Source organism: Bradyrhizobium sp. Unk1, assembly GCF_059512345.1.
In genome coordinates this window covers 263,115-280,582 of record NZ_JCAMOP010000006.1, presented here as the reverse complement: position 1 = coordinate 280,582, position 17,468 = coordinate 263,115, and the positions used below count along the sequence as shown (strand labels likewise).

The 17,468-nt window shown below is 62.4% G+C and carries 21 protein-coding genes and 1 tRNA gene; 3 read left to right on the top strand and 19 right to left on the bottom strand.

Features of this window, described 5'->3' with window-relative positions; translation table 11 throughout:
* The 11 genes from AC5ZFO_RS10540 to AC5ZFO_RS10490 form a co-directional block, all read right to left on the bottom strand.
* Positions 1-198, bottom strand: coding sequence for a hypothetical protein (locus AC5ZFO_RS10540; RefSeq protein ID WP_496122040.1), 198 nt, complete (start codon positions 196-198; stop codon positions 1-3).
* A complete protein-coding gene (locus AC5ZFO_RS10535; RefSeq protein ID WP_496122039.1) occupies positions 195-686 on the bottom strand; it encodes a hypothetical protein in 492 nt (163 codons plus the stop codon). Before AC5ZFO_RS10535 ends, AC5ZFO_RS10540 begins: the two co-directional genes overlap by 4 nt.
* 211 nt (positions 687-897) lie before the next feature.
* Positions 898-1,650: a hypothetical protein gene (locus tag AC5ZFO_RS10530; RefSeq protein WP_496122038.1), complete on the bottom strand. Its 753-nt coding sequence runs from the start codon at positions 1,648-1,650 to the stop codon at positions 898-900.
* Positions 1,651-1,661: 11 nt separating this feature from the next.
* Positions 1,662-1,835 (bottom strand): hypothetical protein, encoded by a 174-nt coding sequence (locus tag AC5ZFO_RS10525; RefSeq protein ID WP_496122037.1) that lies wholly within the window; start codon positions 1,833-1,835, stop codon positions 1,662-1,664.
* Positions 1,828-2,232 carry a hypothetical protein gene (locus AC5ZFO_RS10520; protein ID WP_496122036.1) on the bottom strand — a complete coding sequence of 135 codons (405 nt, stop codon included), beginning with the start codon at positions 2,230-2,232 and terminating at the stop codon, positions 1,828-1,830. The genes AC5ZFO_RS10525 and AC5ZFO_RS10520 overlap by 8 nt, the downstream gene beginning before the upstream one ends.
* Before the next feature lie 730 nt (positions 2,233-2,962).
* The gene (locus AC5ZFO_RS10515; RefSeq protein WP_496122035.1) at positions 2,963-4,180 is read right to left on the bottom strand and encodes an AAA family ATPase; all 1,218 of its coding nucleotides are present in this window, start codon (positions 4,178-4,180) and stop codon (positions 2,963-2,965) included.
* On the bottom strand, positions 4,180-4,668 hold the full coding sequence (locus AC5ZFO_RS10510) for a hypothetical protein (protein WP_496122034.1): 489 nt from the start codon (positions 4,666-4,668) through the stop codon (positions 4,180-4,182). The genes AC5ZFO_RS10515 and AC5ZFO_RS10510 overlap by 1 nt, the downstream gene beginning before the upstream one ends.
* Complete coding sequence (locus tag AC5ZFO_RS10505; RefSeq protein WP_496122033.1) at positions 4,665-4,958, bottom strand: hypothetical protein; 294 nt, start codon at positions 4,956-4,958, stop codon at positions 4,665-4,667. The genes AC5ZFO_RS10510 and AC5ZFO_RS10505 overlap by 4 nt, the downstream gene beginning before the upstream one ends.
* A complete protein-coding gene (locus AC5ZFO_RS10500; RefSeq protein WP_496122032.1) occupies positions 4,955-5,176 on the bottom strand; it encodes a helix-turn-helix domain-containing protein in 222 nt (73 codons plus the stop codon). The genes AC5ZFO_RS10505 and AC5ZFO_RS10500 overlap by 4 nt, the downstream gene beginning before the upstream one ends.
* A 103-nt stretch (positions 5,177-5,279) precedes the next feature.
* Positions 5,280-5,819 (bottom strand): hypothetical protein, encoded by a 540-nt coding sequence (locus AC5ZFO_RS10495; RefSeq protein WP_496122031.1) that lies wholly within the window; start codon positions 5,817-5,819, stop codon positions 5,280-5,282.
* 158 nt (positions 5,820-5,977) lie between these two features.
* Positions 5,978-6,781, bottom strand: a complete 804-nt coding sequence (locus AC5ZFO_RS10490; RefSeq protein ID WP_496122030.1) for a hypothetical protein — start codon at positions 6,779-6,781, stop codon at positions 5,978-5,980.
* 545 nt (positions 6,782-7,326) lie between these two features.
* Between AC5ZFO_RS10490 and AC5ZFO_RS10485 the strand changes: the two genes are divergently transcribed.
* The 3 genes from AC5ZFO_RS10485 to AC5ZFO_RS10475 all read left to right on the top strand — a co-directional run bounded on the left by AC5ZFO_RS10485 (position 7,327) and on the right by AC5ZFO_RS10475 (position 8,954).
* Positions 7,327-7,572 (top strand): winged helix-turn-helix domain-containing protein, encoded by a 246-nt coding sequence (locus AC5ZFO_RS10485; RefSeq protein ID WP_496122029.1) that lies wholly within the window; start codon positions 7,327-7,329, stop codon positions 7,570-7,572.
* A gap of 2 nt (positions 7,573-7,574) precedes the next feature.
* Positions 7,575-7,937: a hypothetical protein gene (locus tag AC5ZFO_RS10480; protein WP_496122028.1), complete on the top strand. Its 363-nt coding sequence runs from the start codon at positions 7,575-7,577 to the stop codon at positions 7,935-7,937.
* Positions 7,938-8,156: 219 nt separating this feature from the next.
* Positions 8,157-8,954 carry a hypothetical protein gene (locus tag AC5ZFO_RS10475; RefSeq protein ID WP_496122027.1) on the top strand — a complete coding sequence of 266 codons (798 nt, stop codon included), beginning with the start codon at positions 8,157-8,159 and terminating at the stop codon, positions 8,952-8,954.
* 217 nt (positions 8,955-9,171) lie between these two features.
* Here AC5ZFO_RS10475 and AC5ZFO_RS10470 read toward each other — a convergent pair whose 3' ends face one another.
* From AC5ZFO_RS10470 to AC5ZFO_RS10435, 8 genes are all read right to left on the bottom strand, one after another.
* Complete coding sequence (locus AC5ZFO_RS10470; RefSeq protein ID WP_496122026.1) at positions 9,172-9,816, bottom strand: Fic family protein; 645 nt, start codon at positions 9,814-9,816, stop codon at positions 9,172-9,174.
* A 420-nt stretch (positions 9,817-10,236) separates the two neighbouring features.
* A complete protein-coding gene (locus AC5ZFO_RS10465) occupies positions 10,237-11,550 on the bottom strand; it encodes a tyrosine-type recombinase/integrase (RefSeq protein ID WP_496122025.1) in 1,314 nt (437 codons plus the stop codon).
* Between the two features lie 135 nt (positions 11,551-11,685).
* Positions 11,686-11,779 (bottom strand) — tRNA-Ser (locus tag AC5ZFO_RS10460).
* Positions 11,780-12,225: 446 nt separating this feature from the next.
* Positions 12,226-12,492: a hypothetical protein gene (locus AC5ZFO_RS10455; protein ID WP_212432215.1), complete on the bottom strand. Its 267-nt coding sequence runs from the start codon at positions 12,490-12,492 to the stop codon at positions 12,226-12,228.
* 1,507 nt (positions 12,493-13,999) lie between these two features.
* The gene (gene gatB, locus AC5ZFO_RS10450; protein WP_282520900.1) at positions 14,000-15,478 is read right to left on the bottom strand and encodes an Asp-tRNA(Asn)/Glu-tRNA(Gln) amidotransferase subunit GatB; all 1,479 of its coding nucleotides are present in this window, start codon (positions 15,476-15,478) and stop codon (positions 14,000-14,002) included.
* Positions 15,475-15,777, bottom strand: coding sequence for a hypothetical protein (locus AC5ZFO_RS10445; protein WP_282520901.1), 303 nt, complete (start codon positions 15,775-15,777; stop codon positions 15,475-15,477). Before AC5ZFO_RS10445 ends, gatB begins: the two co-directional genes overlap by 4 nt.
* Positions 15,768-17,243 carry an Asp-tRNA(Asn)/Glu-tRNA(Gln) amidotransferase subunit GatA gene (gatA, locus tag AC5ZFO_RS10440; protein WP_282520902.1) on the bottom strand — a complete coding sequence of 492 codons (1,476 nt, stop codon included), beginning with the start codon at positions 17,241-17,243 and terminating at the stop codon, positions 15,768-15,770. Before gatA ends, AC5ZFO_RS10445 begins: the two co-directional genes overlap by 10 nt.
* Complete coding sequence (locus tag AC5ZFO_RS10435; protein ID WP_014494728.1) at positions 17,240-17,455, bottom strand: hypothetical protein; 216 nt, start codon at positions 17,453-17,455, stop codon at positions 17,240-17,242. The genes gatA and AC5ZFO_RS10435 overlap by 4 nt, the downstream gene beginning before the upstream one ends.
* Positions 17,456-17,468 lie beyond the last annotated feature (13 nt).

The window sequence follows — 17,468 nt, the reverse complement described above, 5'->3', positions numbered from 1 at the left end:
TTAGTGTAACGTCACCGGGCGAACGCCATTGCCGATCGGTAAAAAGCCGGCCGGGATATCCGGCGATGCAAGCTTTTGCACGAAGGTTTGCAAGCACGGGCTTGTCTTTCCCGCAGCAACCTGATCGGCCGAGAGGGTGACAAGAACTTTTCTTTCCTCATTGGTCCCAGGGTTCACGATTGCGACTTGGTAATTCATTCTGCCTTCTCCACTTTGACACCGTTCGTAATCACTGAATTGATGATCGTCATGCGCTTGTTTGCCTTCAGGTCTCCAGTCAAGTAGGCCCGGACGAATTCCGGATCGCCCATCAGTTCGCGCTTGAGATTGCAGACGAGTTGGTATTCCTCCGGCGACACCTTTTGACCGGACAAAAATTGCTTGGTTACGCCGTCGTCGATCGCTAGTTCGCGGAAACGATCGACAGTGGCGGCCATTTGCTTCTGCACGGTGTTGCCAAGCTCGGGCGCCTTGCCAGCCAAGACAGATGTGACGACGTCGTCCGCACTTCCGCCATCGACAATCGCGCCCGACAGGGTTTGGAATTCGTTCAAGGCGGAAGCGTTGCCGCTCAGAAAGCGGTCGACCCAAGCAGGATCCGCCGTCAGCGAATTCATTTGGATTTGAGCATCGGTGGCGGCGGGCGGCGCCACTGGCGCTGGCGGCTGCTGAATTTCGGTTGTCATGACGCTGCTCCATCATCCTTGAGAAAGTTTGCGACGCCGATTGCGGCGCATGCGGTATCGTACGCGGCCATGGCGGCGCGATCGGTCAATAGACCAATCGGGGGACCGCCTTTCAGTGGATGGCAGCATCGGGGCTGTCGCTTGCCAAGAAGGACGCACCCGTCGGCGTTGCAGTCGGTGGCGCAGTTTTCACTGGTCATTCCGGCAGTCGTCATGCTGCTTCCTCCGTGGCGGCGAGGCTTTCGGCATTGAGGCGCTGAATCTGCCCCTCGATATCCCGCAACACCCCTTGCTGCGCGTCGGTCATCAGGTCGATTGCAGGCGGGAATTTGCCTGGATCCGTGCTGGTGATTTCCGGAGCGTTCGCGAACGGCAGCCGGGCCCCGCGGCCGTGGGCATCGATCGGCGCCACGCGGTAGGCCTCGGATGCGATCAGATCCTTGAGGTCGCCGATCCACGAACCGCCGTAGCCATTCCGGCCGATATGGATATGCCCTAGGCGCGTCCCGGTCGGGATCGCGACGACCATTTGGTTCGTTGCCAGCGCGTATTCGTTGTACGCCTTTGCCGCGGTCGCGACCGCCTCCATGATCGTCGCCACGGCCTTGAGCCGGACCTCGGCGCGCTGCTTCATGATCGAGAACTGCTCCACTCGCATTGTCGCGGCGGCGGCGGCGTCTGACCGGCGATCGAGCTTGACGGCCAAGCGCAATGCCGCGCGCAGCTCGTCTACAGCCGTTTTGGCAGCCTCGATCTTGGATCGGTGTCCTGCCAGCTTATCCGCCGCTCCGGGCTTCCGCTCGGCGGCATCGAGGGCAAATTCTGCCACCTGCGCCTCGAGCTCAGCCAGCGCGCCGAGGGCGCAGTCGAGCTTCTCGCGTACGGCCGGCGCGCGCGGCGTCGATGCTTCGGCTTGGGGCAACGGATGCTCTGCGGCCTCTTCGGCTGGCTTCTTCCGGAACATGGCCAATACCTTCACGCTACTTCGCTGTGGCGCTGTTCGGGGGCGATAGCGGCCGCGACGGCATCCTCCAACCGGCAGCGGATCCAGTCGGAAACCGTGCGCCGCTCGCGGGCAGCCAATTCCTTCATGCGCTCTTCTAGATCAGGCTTGACCCGAGCGCCGATCATCTTCGTGTTGTTAGCCATCGTTGGCCTCTGTCAGGTTCGTGCTGTCAGCATTCGGCGTGATTTGCGGATCGCTAGCAACGCACCACAATGTTTCCGCAGGCGGGACCGGTGCGGCTGTCTTCGCATTCGTCGGCCGCCGCTTCCGAGGCCGCCAGCGCGCCCGCACGCGCTCTGCCCGCTCGGGGTCCTCCATGATCACCGCGAACGCGATACGCAGCCCCAGCGCGTCCAGAAGGGCCTGGAGCGACATTTCACCGAAGCCCCTCACCGGCGGGTCGGCGAGCAATTTACTCACATAACCGTTCTGGAGGCCTGTAATGCTGTCGAGCAGGTCGTGTGATAGGTCGAGTTCGTCCCGGCGGTCGCGGACGACCTGCAGCAGCTGCTCACGTGATCCAATCAAGCGCGGCTTCATGTTCAGCAATGACCGACAAGGTTTTCGGAGAGAAGGCCGCCGAATTTTTCAAAGGTCGCCGCCAAAAATTTGAGTGACGGTCCGGCAACAGTTTTTCGGGACGGGTCCGCGAAAGAGAGCGAGGAGATGAAATTGGGCGCGAGCGCGCATTTCTTCCCCCACCCACCCCTCCGCCCGGTCTTTTCGAGGGAAACCATGGGCATCTGACAGCCCATCAGTCGGCTACCTCGCGCGCGCGTCTGCCTCCAAGAGTGTTGAAGTTCATGAGAGAGCGCGCGCGAAAACCCTTCCGAAAAGTGGGCAACGGTGTGGGTAGGATCGCGGCGGCTGCGCCATTGCGCGGAATTGCGATGTATCCAGCGGAGGGTATGTCCGCCCCGGCTGTAACTGACGTAACCGTTATACCCTCGACCAGGCTGCCGCCGGGCCGGCGAACAGGATGGGGGATAATATGCGAACGAGGGCCTGCGATCGACGCGAGCCTTGGCGCCAGCTTCGTGGTTACGGCATGCATGCCGATTGGTAGCTGCTTTCCCCCTTCCCTTCCAAGCGACCGTAGCGCTAGCGGCCACCGAGGCCGCGGCGAGCGCTTCGATCGCTCCTAGGGGTGTGGGGGGATCGAAGAAGGCCGATCGAATAGGCGATGGCACCCGTTGGCAGGGGCGTTGGCAGGGGCGTTGGCATACCCGATCGAAGCGATGGAAGACCGATGGCAGGGGCGATCGAAGGCTCATTGGGCGGCCCTCTCGATGTGCTTCACGCGCTTGCTGGGTGGTCCACTCTCGACGATCTTGATCGTACCGGCGGTCAGCAGACGGCCCATGGCGGCGCGGAATGCCTCGGCCTTGATGCCACCGGCATCGTGCTCGTCTGCCATCTCGGCCGGCGCGCTGCCGCGGCCGGTGCTCGGCCGGACGGTGCGGCCCTGGGCGGAGAACCGGTCAAGCAGGCGTAGGAACATCTCGTCGACATCTCGGTCGGCGCTGGCGCGGTACGGAGAGGCCTCGCCGGCCATCGCGGTGGTGAAGGTCAAACCGCCCCAGCGGAGCGTCACCTTCTCGCCGGTGCGGCCGTAGTTCGATTTGGTGACGGTCAGCTCCCGCGCGTCCGGGTCGTTCTTGTCGGGATCGCTGAGGTGCAGCATCGATCGCACCGAGTTGCGCCAGTCTACCGAATTGGCGGTGCCGCTGCCGTCAGCCATGCCGCGGACCGAAGGGTGGTCGAGCAGCACGATCGCGGTGTCATGCTCCCGGGCAATCTTGCGCAGCATCGCGAGGAACGCGCGCACCTGCCGCCGGGCGATGGCTTCGCCGTCGAATACTGCGGCCACGTTGTCGACCACGACCAGGCGCGGCTTGTGCTCCACGATCCACACATCGAGCCAGTCGAGCAACGGCGCACGGGACAGGCGGCCGTCCTTGTTGGCGTGCACCATCCACGTGCTCTCCAGATCGGGAAACAGCAGATGGAGGTCGGGCAGCTTGTAGGGATCGATGCATCGGTGCCGGCAGATGCGCTCGACGCGATCGCGAATGTTGTGCTCCGGCTCCTCGCAGCTGAGGAACAGCGCGGCGCCCTCCTCGATCGTGCAGCCGAGCCAGTCCGGAAGGCCCGCGGCGACGTGGACGAGCAACTGAGTGATGATCTCAGTTTTGCCGCTGCCGCCGTTGCCGGACATGATCGTCAGGTCGCCGCTCGGAACGCGTCCCGAGGCCAGCCAGCGCTGCTGCTCGGGCTGGGTGCCCTTCCATGCCGCCGGTGTAATCGCGGCATAGGCCGGCCTGCGCGCGTCAACGGGAGCTGCTTCCGGCTCCGTCGGTTCAACCCCGCCGAAAGCGTCGAAGGAATCGACGGGCGGCGGCTCGTCATCGGACGGCGACGACGGGCTCCTGATCCCGAGATCCTCAAAAACCCGAAGGGCCATCTCCCTATTTGCGGCGGTGAGCATCAAGCAGCCTCCACCGTATCGAGCAGCGCCGGCGCGTCGTCCGGGTGATTGCGCAGCCATGCCGCCAGCCGATCGGGATCACCGAGGCCCATCACGAATTGAAAGGCGTCGACCGTTGCCTGGGGCACGGGTCGCGGACGCTTTCCCGGCTCGTCCGCAGCCGGCGGAGGCAACTCGCCGGTCCAGCGGTGGCGGTCGCGTTCGTCGTCCATCTCCCAATCGCGAACTAGGCGCGCCGCATAGTCGGAATCGCACGCTTCTTCGGTCTCGGCTTCTTCAGCAGCCGCGAATACTCGCGCCCAGATGAAAGCGGCTGCGATCACATCTTGGACTTTGTCCTGCCCAAGCTGAGCGACGAGGCCACGCTCTTCGGCGAAATTTTGGAGCACGTCGACCGCCCACTGGATTTCCATCTCACCAGACACGCAGCCCAAGGCGTACTTCTCAGCGCAGGCAGTGAGGATTTTGATTGGCGAAGGCGCGTTCATTCCGCATCCTCGCCGTCGAGCAGGCCGAGCTCGTGAGCTTTCGCCAGCGCCTTGTTGATCGCCTTAGCGAGGTCAGGCAGCCTGTTCACCGACATGGTGAGGCCCTTCGGTGTAGCTACGTTCGCGCCTGCCTTGTTCATGGCGAACAGCCGCACGTCGACCACATTGATCGGGTCCTTGCCGGCCGGCGTGAAAGCCTGAAGCGTTACCGCGACAACATCCTTGCGACGGTTTTTGAAGAAGCGGAAAGGGATAGGTTCGATGATCGTGGGGGACTTCGCCATGATCAAGCCGCCTTGCTCGAACCAGCCTCAAGCCGGCGCCGCACATAGTCGACGAGAGAAGCGACGACGATCTGCCGGCGGGATCCGTCCATGTAGGACTGAAGCTCGCCGGCATTGAGGATCTCGTAGAACTTGGTACGGCGCGCGTTTATGGCGCGCATGCCGTCCTCAGGGCTGCAAACAATCTTGCCCTTCAGGAAATCGGGAAGTTCGGGATTTGACATTGTGCCGTCCGTATCCGTTCGCATTCGGTACGGTCAGCATGGTCTGCGTCGCTTCGCTTCGCACGGGGCAACGGGGGCAGCAAACGGGGCAACGGGGGCAGAGTTACTTCCGCCGCCCCGCGGCCCGCTCGATCGTGTCGTCGCCTATGTCGCCGAGTCCAACATAGTAGTGCTTCAGCCAGTCACCGACCTTGCGATTTAGCATCGCGTTCGAGACGGATTTTGGGACGCCGGTTGGATAACAGGCTGCGATGCCTTCCCTCGCCGCTTCGATCTTCTTAGTCGCACCGCCAGCAGCAGTCGCAGCGTTCGCCGCGGGAGCGTGGTTGCGATCCAGCCAGTCGACGAGGTCATCCTCGCTGATCGTTTCATCGCTTTGTCTGCGGAGAGAAAGCGTATGCTCGACGGGATTGCCGTCGGCGGTGATGCCAACTTTCCTCTGCGCACCCGGGCGTAGGTCCATGCCGGTGATGCCGTCATCGGCGAGCAGCAGCACGGGATCGGCCGCAATACGAATACGGACTTCACCTGATTTACGGGCCTCCCTGAGAAGCCCTTGCGAACGCCCAACACTACCGCCGAGGCGCTCACGAATGATCGTTTCCGCCTGCTCGGGCGTGAGCCATCGATCGTCCTGGGACATGGGATCGTCACCGCACACCGCTGAGGGATCGCGCGGGGCAAGCTGCTGGCGGTGAAGCAGCAGCAACGGCTGGCCAGCCGGCCCCGCGCGAAGGCTAGGCTGCGCGCATCCGGAGACACGCGCAACCAGGGTTGTGGAAAACTATCGGAGCGTGAACGTCAGGCGTCGACCTGCCGTCCTTTCACAGCAGCCTTTACGCGCTGCTCAATCGTTCTGGCGTAGTCGGCGAGGCCGACGAATGCGAGAACCTGCCAAAACATCTCAAGATCGTCACCGTTGCCGTCGGTGATCACCCACTCGTCATGCGTGCCGGGGAGCTTGTACCGCAGATCCTTGAGCGCGACTGTTCGTAGCTTTACATCGCAGTCTTGATCGAGAGGATCGACATCGATATTTTTGATAAGTTTTTCCAGGGGCTCCATTTGCTCAGAGATCTTGAGCATCCCGTCATCGGCTTCGTCGTAGGCAGCCGATGACCCGTCAGCCGCATACCACTTCACGAGCTGGTCGACATATTGCCGCAGCAGATTCTCGTAGGCCGAGCCGAGGTCAAAGAGTGCGGGCACGGTGGGAGGCGACCAAGGCTCAAGCTTCGACATGCCGCGAACGGCGTCGTCGAGTGTCGCCGCGAGAGCGCAGAGGTCATGGCTATGCCAATGGCTCTCGTTGACGTGCATGTCGGCGGCTTCCTGGCGCATCCAGCTTGTCAGCGCAGCGAGGCCGGCCGGCGTCGTCGGTCGGGTACGCATGACGGCACGATGGGCAAGCTTGTGCCGATCCAGCATCTCTTCCATGTCGGCGGCTGTTCCCTGCTTAGGATAGACCTCGCACAACTCGATGAACGCAACTTCGGCGCGGCGCCAAGCGTCGAGCGCCGCAAAGATCGGATCGACCATGGAGGGCATCTCCGGAGCGGTGGTTGGCGTTGCGGCAAGAATGGGAAGGGCGACGATCGAATTCATGACGAAACTCCTGCGCGATGTTGGGGTCGGCGAATTGGCCGGCGGCTGCTGATCACACGCGGAGGAATTCGGCGGGGAATATCCGGCAAGTAATGTTGATTGCATGAGGTGCTCTGGGTTTGGGCTTTCGACGGCCCGTGCAGCGGGACAGCCGCTGCAGCCGGGGGGTCGAAACTCGCCAGAGCGACGAGCCGAGCGCTTTTACCCGTGAGGGCTGGACAGCACGCCCGACCCCGGCCATAAAGGCAGGGTTCGGAGCCGCACCGCCAAGTGCGTCCGTTCATGCGGCAACGCCGCACGATTCAGCCGTCATCACCGACGCCAATCGGTGTCATCCTGACCAAGGATGTGCGGCTATAGCTCTGGTCCGGGTTTCGACGCCCACGGACATCATCCGCTGATTTGCGTTAAAAATCCATCCCCTTTCGGGGCGCCCCGGCGCGTCCGACCGCCGGTGGATTGCGGGGAAGCCGGCTCCTCAGGATTCGCCAAAGCCAACCGGTCGCGACAGCCTTGCCTTGCCGCGCGCCGCCGGGAGGATCGCCATGACGACACCAGCATTTGAAACCCTCGCACGCGAGAAGGACAAGCTCTTCTTGACGGACGCGGAGATGATCCGACGACTTGGCGTGCCGGAGAAGTCGCTGCGGCCGCTGTTGCCGGCGCTTGAGAGCAAGTACGGATTTCCGCAAAAATCCGCCTTCTTCGGAGACCGGCGGTACTGGCCAGCCGTGAAGGCTTGGCTGGACAAACACCACGGACTGCCCGATCCGTCCAAGCTTGGTCGGTGACCATGCCACTGTTGACGATCAAACAGGCGGCCAACTCGTTGAGCGTCTCACCCCAGTGGCTGAAATATTGGCTCGTCGACAACCCGGTCGATGCCGCTGGTATCCCGTTTTATTTGCGAATGGGGAGCCGCCTGAAGTTTGAGGAGAAAGACGTCGAGCGGATACTGGCTCATTTGCGGGAGATCGAGGCTGCTCGTCTCGGGCCAAGCATCAAGGCAAAGGCGCGGTTGGTGGGGCTTATGTCGCATGTTGGTGGCTATGACCACTTGGTCGCTGTACGAGAAGCGGCAGAGCTCAGGAAGCGTGAAGCCAAATCGAAACACGGGCCTCGTCGACGCGTGACGCTACCGGACTGGCCGAAATGAAAGCGCAGAATTGCGCGGGCGAAGGCGGCTCCTGAGTCGCGGCGGTACTGGCTGTGAATAGCAGGGATAGGCGCGAGAAGGACTGCCTCTGCGGGCGTTGCGTGTCATCCTTCGGCGATGCGAATCGGGGCGAACTGGATCATCCTCGTGTTAGGCGCGTTTGTCGCCGGTTGTTGCGCCATCCTTCGCGACTCCCTTCCGACAATGACAGAGACCGCAATGCGTTCTGACGGCACTCTCGTCGTAATTGCCCCATCGCGGGATGGTCTCGTTTTTGCTTCGGATACCCGCCTCACAGTGGAGGTCGGCTCCTTCTGCGATGGCCATACGAAGATAGTTGAGCCAAGCATCCCCAAGCACCTCCTGTTGGCCGTCACTGGCAGACGCGGTTTCTATCCTCTCGACCGAATGTTCGCAAAGGACATCTGTGAGTATGTTCGAAAGACACCGCGCGAGTTTGATTTCGGGCTAGTTGCCAAGGCTTATATCGAGGGCTCCAATAGCCAAATCGATTTGGAAACCTTTGATGTGCTGGCGCTCGGAAACCACTGCGCGGTAGAGCTTCAGAAATACTTCGCCAACCAGCCAGCCTACGTGCCGCGGACCAACAGCGATGCCTTTACAGCACACATCGTTCTTGCGTCCTACGATCCCGAGAAGCAGATCGCGATTGTTCGGTCAGTCCTTTTGAGCGTCGACGCCCAGAACATCAACGTCCAGGTCGACTTAAACGAACACTACGGCGTGGATAGTGAGGCTAGTCCGATTCTTGTGGGTGAACAGCCATACGTTCTTGCTCACGTCCTGCCGGTTATCAACTCGTTTGAGATCTCGGAATCCACCCGCGAGGCGCTCGGCTCTTTCCCGATAATGAAATTCAAACGCGTTGGCGATACTTCTATTAATGAGGCTATCGCATTGGCCGCCGATTTGATTAGCGCAACATCAGAGCGCACAAATGTCGTGCCGGCACCATCAGGCGTTGGCGGGGGTATCGACTCTCGGATTATTCGATGACCCTAGGCGATAAAAGGCTCACCACCGGGACCGTGGCATCCAGGCGCGAACGGCAATGACGAGGCTTGGAGCCGCCTGAGAAGCCGGCGGGCTTTTCTCTTGCGCTCGCCCTCACTTGCCGTCGTGCTCGGACCACCCCTAGCACTGTTCGTTCTAGGCTGGATGGGCCTGTGGGCGGCGCGTGGTTTTCGCAGAGGTTAGACGGCCCCTCTTGCGCTCAGCCTTCCAAGGCCTGCCCTTCGATCGCCTTCGCTGCCGCTTCCTCCTGAGCTGCCTCTCGAAGTTGATCTCTCAGGAGACCACTCAGATAGGCAGCCAAGTCATTGATGTCGTAGTTGCCGCCTTCCCATGCCATGTCTGCGGCTCTCAAAGCAGCAATATAGGGGCCCCGGTTTTCACGGATACGCTCGGGCACGATCCTCTTGCCTGGAAGCAGCCGGCCGACCCGGGCGCAAAGCAGATAATAGCTGATCGCGCGAGCAGTTCTGCCGTTCCCTTCAATGAACGGGTGAATCCACAGCATCCGCCAGAGAGCATAAGCGGCTAATTGAGTGGGCTGAAGGACGTACCAGTTCTCATGGATGAAGGAGATGAACCGATCCATGAGATCGGGCACCTCCTTGAAGTGGGGTGGAATGTGATTGCCAACATAGATCGGCTCATTGCGAAACCGACCGCCAAACTGAGAGATGTTAGCGACAGCAACATGATTCAGCGACCACAGCATGTACTTGTCGAACGCCGTCGGCCCGCCTCTCAACCCCAGCTCAATGCAATTTGTCAGGAGATCGTATTGTCTTATTAGATTCTTTTCCTGGATCTTCGCGAAAAGATCCGGATTGTCCTGCTCCAATACCAACATGCCAATAAAAAGCCCGGCCTAAGCCGGGCTCCTCCTCCGAATTATTGAATTATCGCGACAACAAAATTGAGCCCGATGCACCTCGCACCGAATCCTTTGTAATCCGGGACGACTCCGGCGCGTTGCCGTACGCAAAACTGATCCGTTGCTCCCTCAGGTCGCTTTCCGTGACCGGGATAGTCTTCGTTGCCTCGAGGAGCGCTTCGAGCTCCTGGTCTACCGGTGCGGGTCCGAGTAGTGGTTGACGTGCTGCCATGATGGTTCTCCTCGTCGGCCTTTTAGCCGTTATTGGTTATCGGTCGGTGACCGTTTGTACGTATGTAAGTCCTTTTCGCAGTCGAGCGATAGCTGGTCGATCGAACTTTTTCCTACTTGCAACGGCCTAGCGCCCCGATTCGCTTGGAACCTGTGTCGGCGGGGTCACATCAGCGAGACTTGGCGCATCTCCACCACGTTGCCACCCCTCTCCGCCGGCGGAGTCGCGCAATAGGCCGCCCAGTCGTCCATCATCCGCCGACGCTTCTCGCGCATGTCGCCGCGGCGATAGGCCGCCTCAACCTTGTCCGACACCGTGTGCGCGAGCGCCATCTCGGACATCTCGTTCGGGAAACCGGTCTGCTCGGAGCACCAGTCCTTGAAGGTCGACCGGAAGCCGTGGACGGTCAGGTCCTCACCGAAGCCCATGCCTTGGAGCAACTCGAGCATGGCCATGTTGGACAGCGGCTCGCCTGCCTCGTTGGCGAACACATAGGCTGAGCGCTCCGGCTGGGCCTCCAGGATCTCCAGAGCGCGGTCGGACAGCGGCACGGCATGGTCGCGCTTGCGTGCCCCCTTCTTGCCCTTTAGGCGGGCCGCAGGGACGGTCCAGAGGCCGCCGGCTCGGTCGACCTCCGTCCGCACAGCGCCGATCGTGTCGCTTGTCCTGGCGGCCGTGAGGATCGTGTATTCGAGCGCGCGCGCGCTCAAGCTATCCCGCCGGCGGAGCTCGGCCATGAACCGCGGCAGGTCGGCATATGGCAGCGCCTTGTGGTGCTCCACCGGCGAGACCTTGGACGGCGCCGGCAGCAGCTTGTCGAGCAGACCCTTCCATCGCGCCGGATTGTCGCCGTCGCGCAGCTTCTTGGCTTTGGCCCAGTCCAGCACGTTCTCGATGCGGCCGCGGACGCGGCTCGCGGTCTCCGTGCGCGCGGTCCAGAAGGTCGGCGCCGCCTCCCCCTCGCCGACCGGCTGCTCAAGCACCTTCAACACCAGGTCGGTGGTGATGCCGCCGACGGGCAGCTTGCCGATCAACGGATAGGCCCAGGTCTCCAGCGTGGCCGACCACTGCTCGGCGTGCTTCGCGTTCTTCCAGCCGGACCGGTGGGCCTTGATGTAGGCCTTGGCGCATTCCTGGAAGGTCGTCGTCTTGGCCTTCTCCAGCGCGCTGGCTTGGTCAGAGAGCTTCCTGACGTCGATGGGGTCCTTGCCCTCATCGAGAAGCTGGCGCTGCTGGCGGGCCCGTTCACGCGCCTCGGCGAGCGACCACGTATCGACCGAGCCCAAGCCCATCTCGCGCGCCAGCGGCTTCCCGAGCCGGCTGATGTGGCCGTTGAAGCGGTATCGGAAGATCCACGATTTTGAGATGCGCTCCTTGCCGTCGCCCTTGACCTGCAAGTAGAGCCCGCCGCCGTCACCGTACATGCCGGGCTCTTTCGCCTTGGTCACTTCAAGGGCTGTAAGCTTGCCGCCTGCCATTTACCCCCTCCAGTACCCACACCGGAACCGCGAATTTAGGCGAATGGCGGCGAACGCGCAAGGATGACCTAGCGCGGAAAATCATGTATCTACAGGGGGTTTTTGGAGGCCAGCGAATGGAGGCGAATTATGATCTGGCGGAGACGGAGGGATTCGAACCCTCGATAGGCCTTTACAAGCCTATAACGGTTTAGCAAACCGCCGCCTTCAGCCACTCGGCCACGTCTCCAATATGCCGGGTATGCCCGACACGGCGGCTAGCCGCAAGCGGCAGAATTAAGGTCTGTGCGTTCTTTCACCTGAAAGCGACCGCCGGAGGGCTGCGAAAGCCTGGCGCAAGGATCAGCGCGGCACGCGCAGCCGATTCGCTCTCTCTATATATGTCCGCATCCAGCGGCGGGATTGCCGGATCCACCGCTGCGAGGGCGCGTTCAGCACCGCCTCGCCGGCCCGGACATAGAACCAGACGCCGGAGCCGCGCCGGGACGGAAGGCCCAGGACCTTCATATCCCCGGCAAGAGGACCGTCTTGTGCGGCCGTCCAGGTTCCAGAGCGTAGTCGTCGGGCGGTGGCTCGGTCATGCCGCGCGGGTCTAGGTGGCGACACGATGAAGGAACTTGATTGCGCGCAATCGGGCTGCCCGATGAAGACAGGGGTGCGGATGCGATTCTCGGCTCAGTGAGCCGAGACCCACGCCCTCGCGTCGCGCTGCGCGGCCGAGATCTCGGCGTCCGACATCTGCCCGGCGACTTCCTGGCGCAGCGCCACGGCGTCCTTGCGGCCCTTCAGCGCGGCGAGGTTGAACCATTTATGCGCGGCGACGAGGTCGACGAGGCCGGAGCGGCCGCTCGCCCAATAGATCCCGCGCTCGAACAGCACGTCCGACAGCGCGCTCGCGTCGATCGGCGTCGCCGTCTCCAGATCGAAAGTACCCTGAAACATAACGCATCCCCTTTTTTTCTGCCGCCTCGTTCCCCCGAGCGCGGCTCCCGTCCAAAAAACTGTTCAACTCATCCCCATGCCGTTTGCCGGCTTGTTGAAGGCGATGATGGCGGGCAAATTTGAATGGCAGTTTAAGTATCGCGATGAAGCAGACGTAAACGCCCCCGCACGGGGCGCGCGCGACAAATGCAAGAAGTCCCCGCTTTGCAGGCACTTCTGCGATTCGTCAGATTCGGTTTACCCTGGGATTTTGGGAGAACGATAACCATCGCGCGCGGTGACGCGCGCCCTGCGGTTAGAATTCATGGGAGGGGCGCGTTGTGGGAGGGGCGCGCTGGCAAGGCCACACGGGCGCCTCGCGCGGCGGCGCCACCCCCTGGCCGGCAGCCCGTGCGGCGCGAAGCTCGCGACTCAGGAATCGGAGCGACGGCTTCGCATTGCGCCTGCGCGGCGTGCCGTCGCGGCAATCGACGGTTCGCCGCAGCCCTCGCCTGCCCCAAGGCAGCGCGGCCACGTCTCGGTCAGATCAGCAATGTGGGAAAAGGGAATGCCGGCAATACCCCGGCCTCAAGAGAACGAGGGCGTCGGCGAACACGTCAGGACCAGATTCCACGTTGGCCCGAAGGCCGCTTGTGAAATTGCGGAGCCCTTGAGAAGGAGAACCGCACCGAACGAAGAAAACTTGTTTCTTCTGCCGGACCGTACTTTGGCGAGCGAACCCGCGAAAGAGAACGATCCGACCGTTGGCCTGATGTCTCGCCGACACCCTCTATCGCCGACCAGAACCTGTTAGAAGGCGCTGATGACGTGCCGGCTCTAGGAGCCGGCAACTTCAGAAGTCGAAGTTACTTCTTCTTGGCGACCTTGCGGGTCTTCTTCGCAGTCTTCTTCACTGCGCTCTTCGCCTTCTTCGCCTTCTTCGCCTTCTTTGCTTTCTTGGCCATGTTGCCCTCCGATGTGTGAGATGGCTTTAATCGCTGCGTGCAGTCGGGGATCGAATGCACTCACCCCGAATACACCAACACGACGAAAAAAACATCTTCTCACTTAAGGAAGTGTTGACGACGCGGTGTGCGTGCGTCAGCCGCGCTTGATTTGCGGACACGCAGAAACACGCGTCTGCGATTGCAAATGTTTCTCGCAGCATTGACGTCGGCAAGAGCAGCGATTGCAAAAAAACCTATGCAGCAAGTATTATTCTGCGCGCGCACATCACGCGTGATCAATGCGATGTAGCACGCAGCAAAGCGCTCGATCGCGCCGCGGAGGCGATGCGCGGACTCTGAGTCGCGGATTTTGGCAACGAAATTATTTTCATGCTTAACGGCGCGAGCGCTCGTCAGAGCGTGTGGAAGCCGCCGTTTTGCGCGAATCGCGTGGCGGCGATTCGGCCGCCGCATCGCCATCGATCGGGATGGAGTTTGCCGCCGAGGGTGCGCGCGAGCGTCGCAGCGCGCACCGGAGCGAGGTGACGAAGCTATCCGTCACCTCGTTCGAATGTGTGACGTCAGATGCCGAGCTTCGACTTCAAGAGGTCGTTGACGCTCTGCGGGTTGGCCTTGCCGCCGGACGCCTTCATCACCTGGCCGACGAACCAGCCGAGCGACTGCGGCTTGTCCTTGACCTGCGCGGCCTTGTCGGGATTGGCCGCGATGATGTCGTCGACCACCTTCTCGATCGCCGAGAGATCGGTGACCTGCTTCATGCCGCGGCTTTCGACCAGCGCACGCGGATCGCCGCCCTCCTGCCAGACGATCTCGAACAGATCCTTGGCGATCTTGCCGGAGATCGTGCCCTCGCCGATCAGGTCGATGATCGCAGCCAACTGCTCGGCGTTGACGGGAGAGTCCGTAATACCCCGGCCTTCCTTGTTGAGACGGCCGAACAGCTCGTTGATCACCCAGTTCGCCGCCATCTTGCCGTCGCGGGCGCGGTTGCCGAGCGTGTCCAGCACCGTCTCGTAGAACACCGCGCTCTCGCGCTCGGCGACCAGCACGCTCGCATCGTAAGCCGACAGGCCGAAATCAGCGACGAAGCGCGCCTTCTTCTGGTCCGGCAGCTCCGGCAGCTCTGTCTTCAGCTCGTCGACGAAGCTTTGTGAGAACTCGAGCGGCAGCAGGTCGGGATCAGGGAAGTAGCGGTAGTCATGCGCCTCTTCCTTGGACCGCATCGATCGCGTCTCGCCCTTGTTGGGGTCGTAGAGCCGCGTTTCCTGGTCGATCTCACCGCCGTCCTCGAGGATCTCGATCTGGCGCCGCGCCTCGTACTCGATCGCCTGGCCGATGAAGGTGATCGAGTTCATGTTCTTGATCTCGCAGCGGGTGCCGAGCGGCGCGCCCGGCTTGCGCACGGAGACGTTGACGTCGGCGCGCAAAGATCCCTTCTCCATGTCGCCGTCGCAGGTGCCGAGATAGCGCAGGATCGAGCGCAGCTTGGTCACATAGGCCTTGGCCTGCTCGGCGTCGCGGATGTCGGGCTTGGAGACGATCTCCATCAGCGCCACGCCGCAACGGTTGAGATCGACATAGGACATGGCTGGCGACTGGTCGTGCAGCAACTTGCCGGCGTCCTGCTCCAGATGAAGGCGCTCGATGCCGATGGTCGCGGTCTTGCCGCCATCCAGTTCGACCACGACCTCACCTTCGCCGACGATCGGCGACTTGTACTGGCTGATCTGGTAGCCCTGCGGCGAGTCCGGATAGAAATAGTTCTTGCGGTCGAACACCGAACGCAGATTGATCTGCGCGTTCAGGCCGAGCCCGGTCCGGACAGCCTGCCTGACGCATTCCTCGTTGATGACGGGCAGCATGCCCGGCATCGCGGCATCGACCAGCGACACATGGCTGTTCGGCTCGCCGCCGAACGTGGTGGACGCGCCCGAGAACAGTTTCGAGTTCGAGGTCACCTGGGCATGGATCTCCATGCCGATGACCATCTCCCAGTCGCCGGTGGCGCCCTTGAGAAGCTTGTGCGTGGCCGTGCTCATGTCCTGCTCCCGAGCAGCGTGGCAGCGATCCGCTCCCACTCCGCCTCCAATGAATCCTTTGCCGCGGGTTGGCCGGCCTGGCGATACCAGTAGCCGGCATTGCCGAGATCGCCTTCGACCCGGTGCAGATAGGCATGCACCCAGGCGGCGTCGCGGCTGTTCTCGTCCTGAACGATCTTGTGCGCCTGATCCCAGTCGCCCTTCGCGGCCCACCAGAGGCCGGCGAGCGGCGCGCTCAGATCCGGCGCGGGCGCCGCGCCGTCGAGACTCGCGATGAACGCGGCGACATTCACCACCACCTCGCGGGCGTGAAGCGGCCGGCGGCCTGCTCGATCACCTCGCCGAGCGAGAACAGCGTCTCCTCGTCGAACGGACGGCCGATCAGCTGCAGGCCGAGCGGCAGGCCTTGCGCGTCCTTGCCGGCGGGCACGGCGATGCCCGGCAGGCCCGCCATGTTCACGGTCACCGTGAAGATGTCGTTGAGATACATCTCGACGGGATCGGCGCCACCCTTCTCGCCGATGCCGAAGGCTGCCGACGGCGTCGCCGGCGTCAGGATCGCGTCGACGCCCTTGGCAAAACAGTCCTCAAAATCCTTCTTGATCAGCGTCCGCACCTTCTGCGCACGCAGATAATAGGCGTCGTAATAGCCGGCCGAGAGCACATAGGTGCCGATCATGACGCGGCGCTTCACCTCCGCGCCAAAACCCTCGGCGCGGCTGTTCTCGTAGAGCTCGATGATGTTCTTGCCCTGCTCGCGCAGTCCGTAGCGGACGCCGTCATAGCGCGCGAGGTTGGAGGACGCCTCCGCCGGCGCCACGATGTAATAGGCCGGCAGCGCATATTTCGTGTGCGGCAGCGACACCTCGACGAGCTCGGCGCCGGCCGCCTTCAGCCAGGCCGCGCCCTCGCTCCAGAGCTTCTCGATCTCGGCCGGCATGCCGTCGAGGCGATATTCCTTGGGGATGCCGATCCTGATGCCCTTCACGGACTTGCCGATCGCGGCCTCATAGTCCGGCACGGCAATGTCGACCGACGTCGTGTCCTTCGGATCGTGCCCGGCCATCGAGCGCAGCAGCATCGCGCTATCGCGCACGCTGCGCGCGATCGGACCGGCCTGGTCGAGCGAGGAGGCGAAGGCGACGATGCCCCAGCGCGAGCAGCGGCCATAGGTCGGCTTGATGCCGACGGTCGCGGTGAACGCGGCCGGCTGACGGATCGAGCCGCCGGTGTCGGTCGCGGTCGCACCCATGCACAGCAGCGCCGCCACGGCCGAGGCCGAGCCGCCGGACGAGCCGCCCGGCACCAGCGTCGTGTTGCTTCCCTCGCGCCGCCAGGGATTGCCGACGGGACCGAAGCAGGAGGTCTCGTTCGCCGAGCCCATCGCGAACTCGTCATTGTTGAGCTTGCCGAGCATCACGGCGCCGTCGCGCCAGAGCTGCGAGGTGACGGTGGACTCATAGGTCGGCACGAAATTGCCGAGGATGTTCGAGCACGCCGTGGTGCGCACGCCCTTGGTCGCGAACAGGTCCTTGATGCCGAGCGGGATGCCGGCGAGTGGACCGCCCTCACCCTTGGCGATCTTCTCGTCCACGGCCTTCGCCATGTCACGCGCGCGATCGGGTGTCTCCATGACGAAGGCATTGAGCACACGTGCGGCTTCGATCGCATTCAGATGCGCGTCGGTCAGCTCGAGCGACGTGAAAGTTTTTGCCGCGAGACCCTTGCGGGCCTCGGCGAGCGTCAGCGATGTCAAATCGGTCATTTATTGATCGGGCTGCAGAAGAACGGAGACAGGGTTTTGTCGTTGGCCGGGTCGTCTTTTTTCTTGGCGGCGGCGTTCGCGGCGGCCTCGATCTCGTCGAGCACGGCATTGACGGCGACGTTGGGATCGGCAGCCTTGCCCTGCCGCTCCATCTTGTCGAGATAGTTCATGTAGGCCTGATAGGCCTTCTCATCGTCGCAAAGCATGCACATCGGACAGCGTCCT

Excerpts from the sequence above, each read along its gene's own strand:
- AC5ZFO_RS10540 (WP_496122040.1), bottom strand. The coding sequence starts at position 198 with ATGAATTACCAAGTCGCAATCGTGAACCCTGGGACCAATGAGGAAAGA.
- AC5ZFO_RS10535 (WP_496122039.1), bottom strand. The coding sequence starts at position 686 with ATGACAACCGAAATTCAGCAGCCGCCAGCGCCAGTGGCGCCGCCCGCC.
- AC5ZFO_RS10530 (WP_496122038.1), bottom strand. The coding sequence starts at position 1,650 with ATGTTCCGGAAGAAGCCAGCCGAAGAGGCCGCAGAGCATCCGTTGCCC.
- AC5ZFO_RS10525 (WP_496122037.1), bottom strand. The coding sequence starts at position 1,835 with ATGGCTAACAACACGAAGATGATCGGCGCTCGGGTCAAGCCTGATCTA.
- AC5ZFO_RS10520 (WP_496122036.1), bottom strand. The coding sequence starts at position 2,232 with ATGAAGCCGCGCTTGATTGGATCACGTGAGCAGCTGCTGCAGGTCGTC.
- AC5ZFO_RS10515 (WP_496122035.1), bottom strand. The coding sequence starts at position 4,180 with ATGCTCACCGCCGCAAATAGGGAGATGGCCCTTCGGGTTTTTGAGGAT.
- AC5ZFO_RS10510 (WP_496122034.1), bottom strand. The coding sequence starts at position 4,668 with ATGAACGCGCCTTCGCCAATCAAAATCCTCACTGCCTGCGCTGAGAAG.
- AC5ZFO_RS10500 (WP_496122032.1), bottom strand. The coding sequence starts at position 5,176 with ATGTCAAATCCCGAACTTCCCGATTTCCTGAAGGGCAAGATTGTTTGC.
- AC5ZFO_RS10495 (WP_496122031.1), bottom strand. The coding sequence starts at position 5,819 with ATGTCCCAGGACGATCGATGGCTCACGCCCGAGCAGGCGGAAACGATC.
- AC5ZFO_RS10490 (WP_496122030.1), bottom strand. The coding sequence starts at position 6,781 with ATGAATTCGATCGTCGCCCTTCCCATTCTTGCCGCAACGCCAACCACC.
- AC5ZFO_RS10485 (WP_496122029.1), top strand. The coding sequence starts at position 7,327 with ATGACGACACCAGCATTTGAAACCCTCGCACGCGAGAAGGACAAGCTC.
- AC5ZFO_RS10480 (WP_496122028.1), top strand. The coding sequence starts at position 7,575 with ATGCCACTGTTGACGATCAAACAGGCGGCCAACTCGTTGAGCGTCTCA.
- AC5ZFO_RS10475 (WP_496122027.1), top strand. The coding sequence starts at position 8,157 with ATGCGTTCTGACGGCACTCTCGTCGTAATTGCCCCATCGCGGGATGGT.
- AC5ZFO_RS10470 (WP_496122026.1), bottom strand. The coding sequence starts at position 9,816 with ATGTTGGTATTGGAGCAGGACAATCCGGATCTTTTCGCGAAGATCCAG.
- AC5ZFO_RS10465 (WP_496122025.1), bottom strand. The coding sequence starts at position 11,550 with ATGGCAGGCGGCAAGCTTACAGCCCTTGAAGTGACCAAGGCGAAAGAG.
- AC5ZFO_RS10455 (WP_212432215.1), bottom strand. The coding sequence starts at position 12,492 with ATGTTTCAGGGTACTTTCGATCTGGAGACGGCGACGCCGATCGACGCG.
- gatB (WP_282520900.1), bottom strand. The coding sequence starts at position 15,478 with ATGAGCACGGCCACGCACAAGCTTCTCAAGGGCGCCACCGGCGACTGG.
- gatA (WP_282520902.1), bottom strand. The coding sequence starts at position 17,243 with ATGACCGATTTGACATCGCTGACGCTCGCCGAGGCCCGCAAGGGTCTC.
- AC5ZFO_RS10435 (WP_014494728.1), bottom strand. The coding sequence starts at position 17,455 with ATGTGCATGCTTTGCGACGATGAGAAGGCCTATCAGGCCTACATGAAC.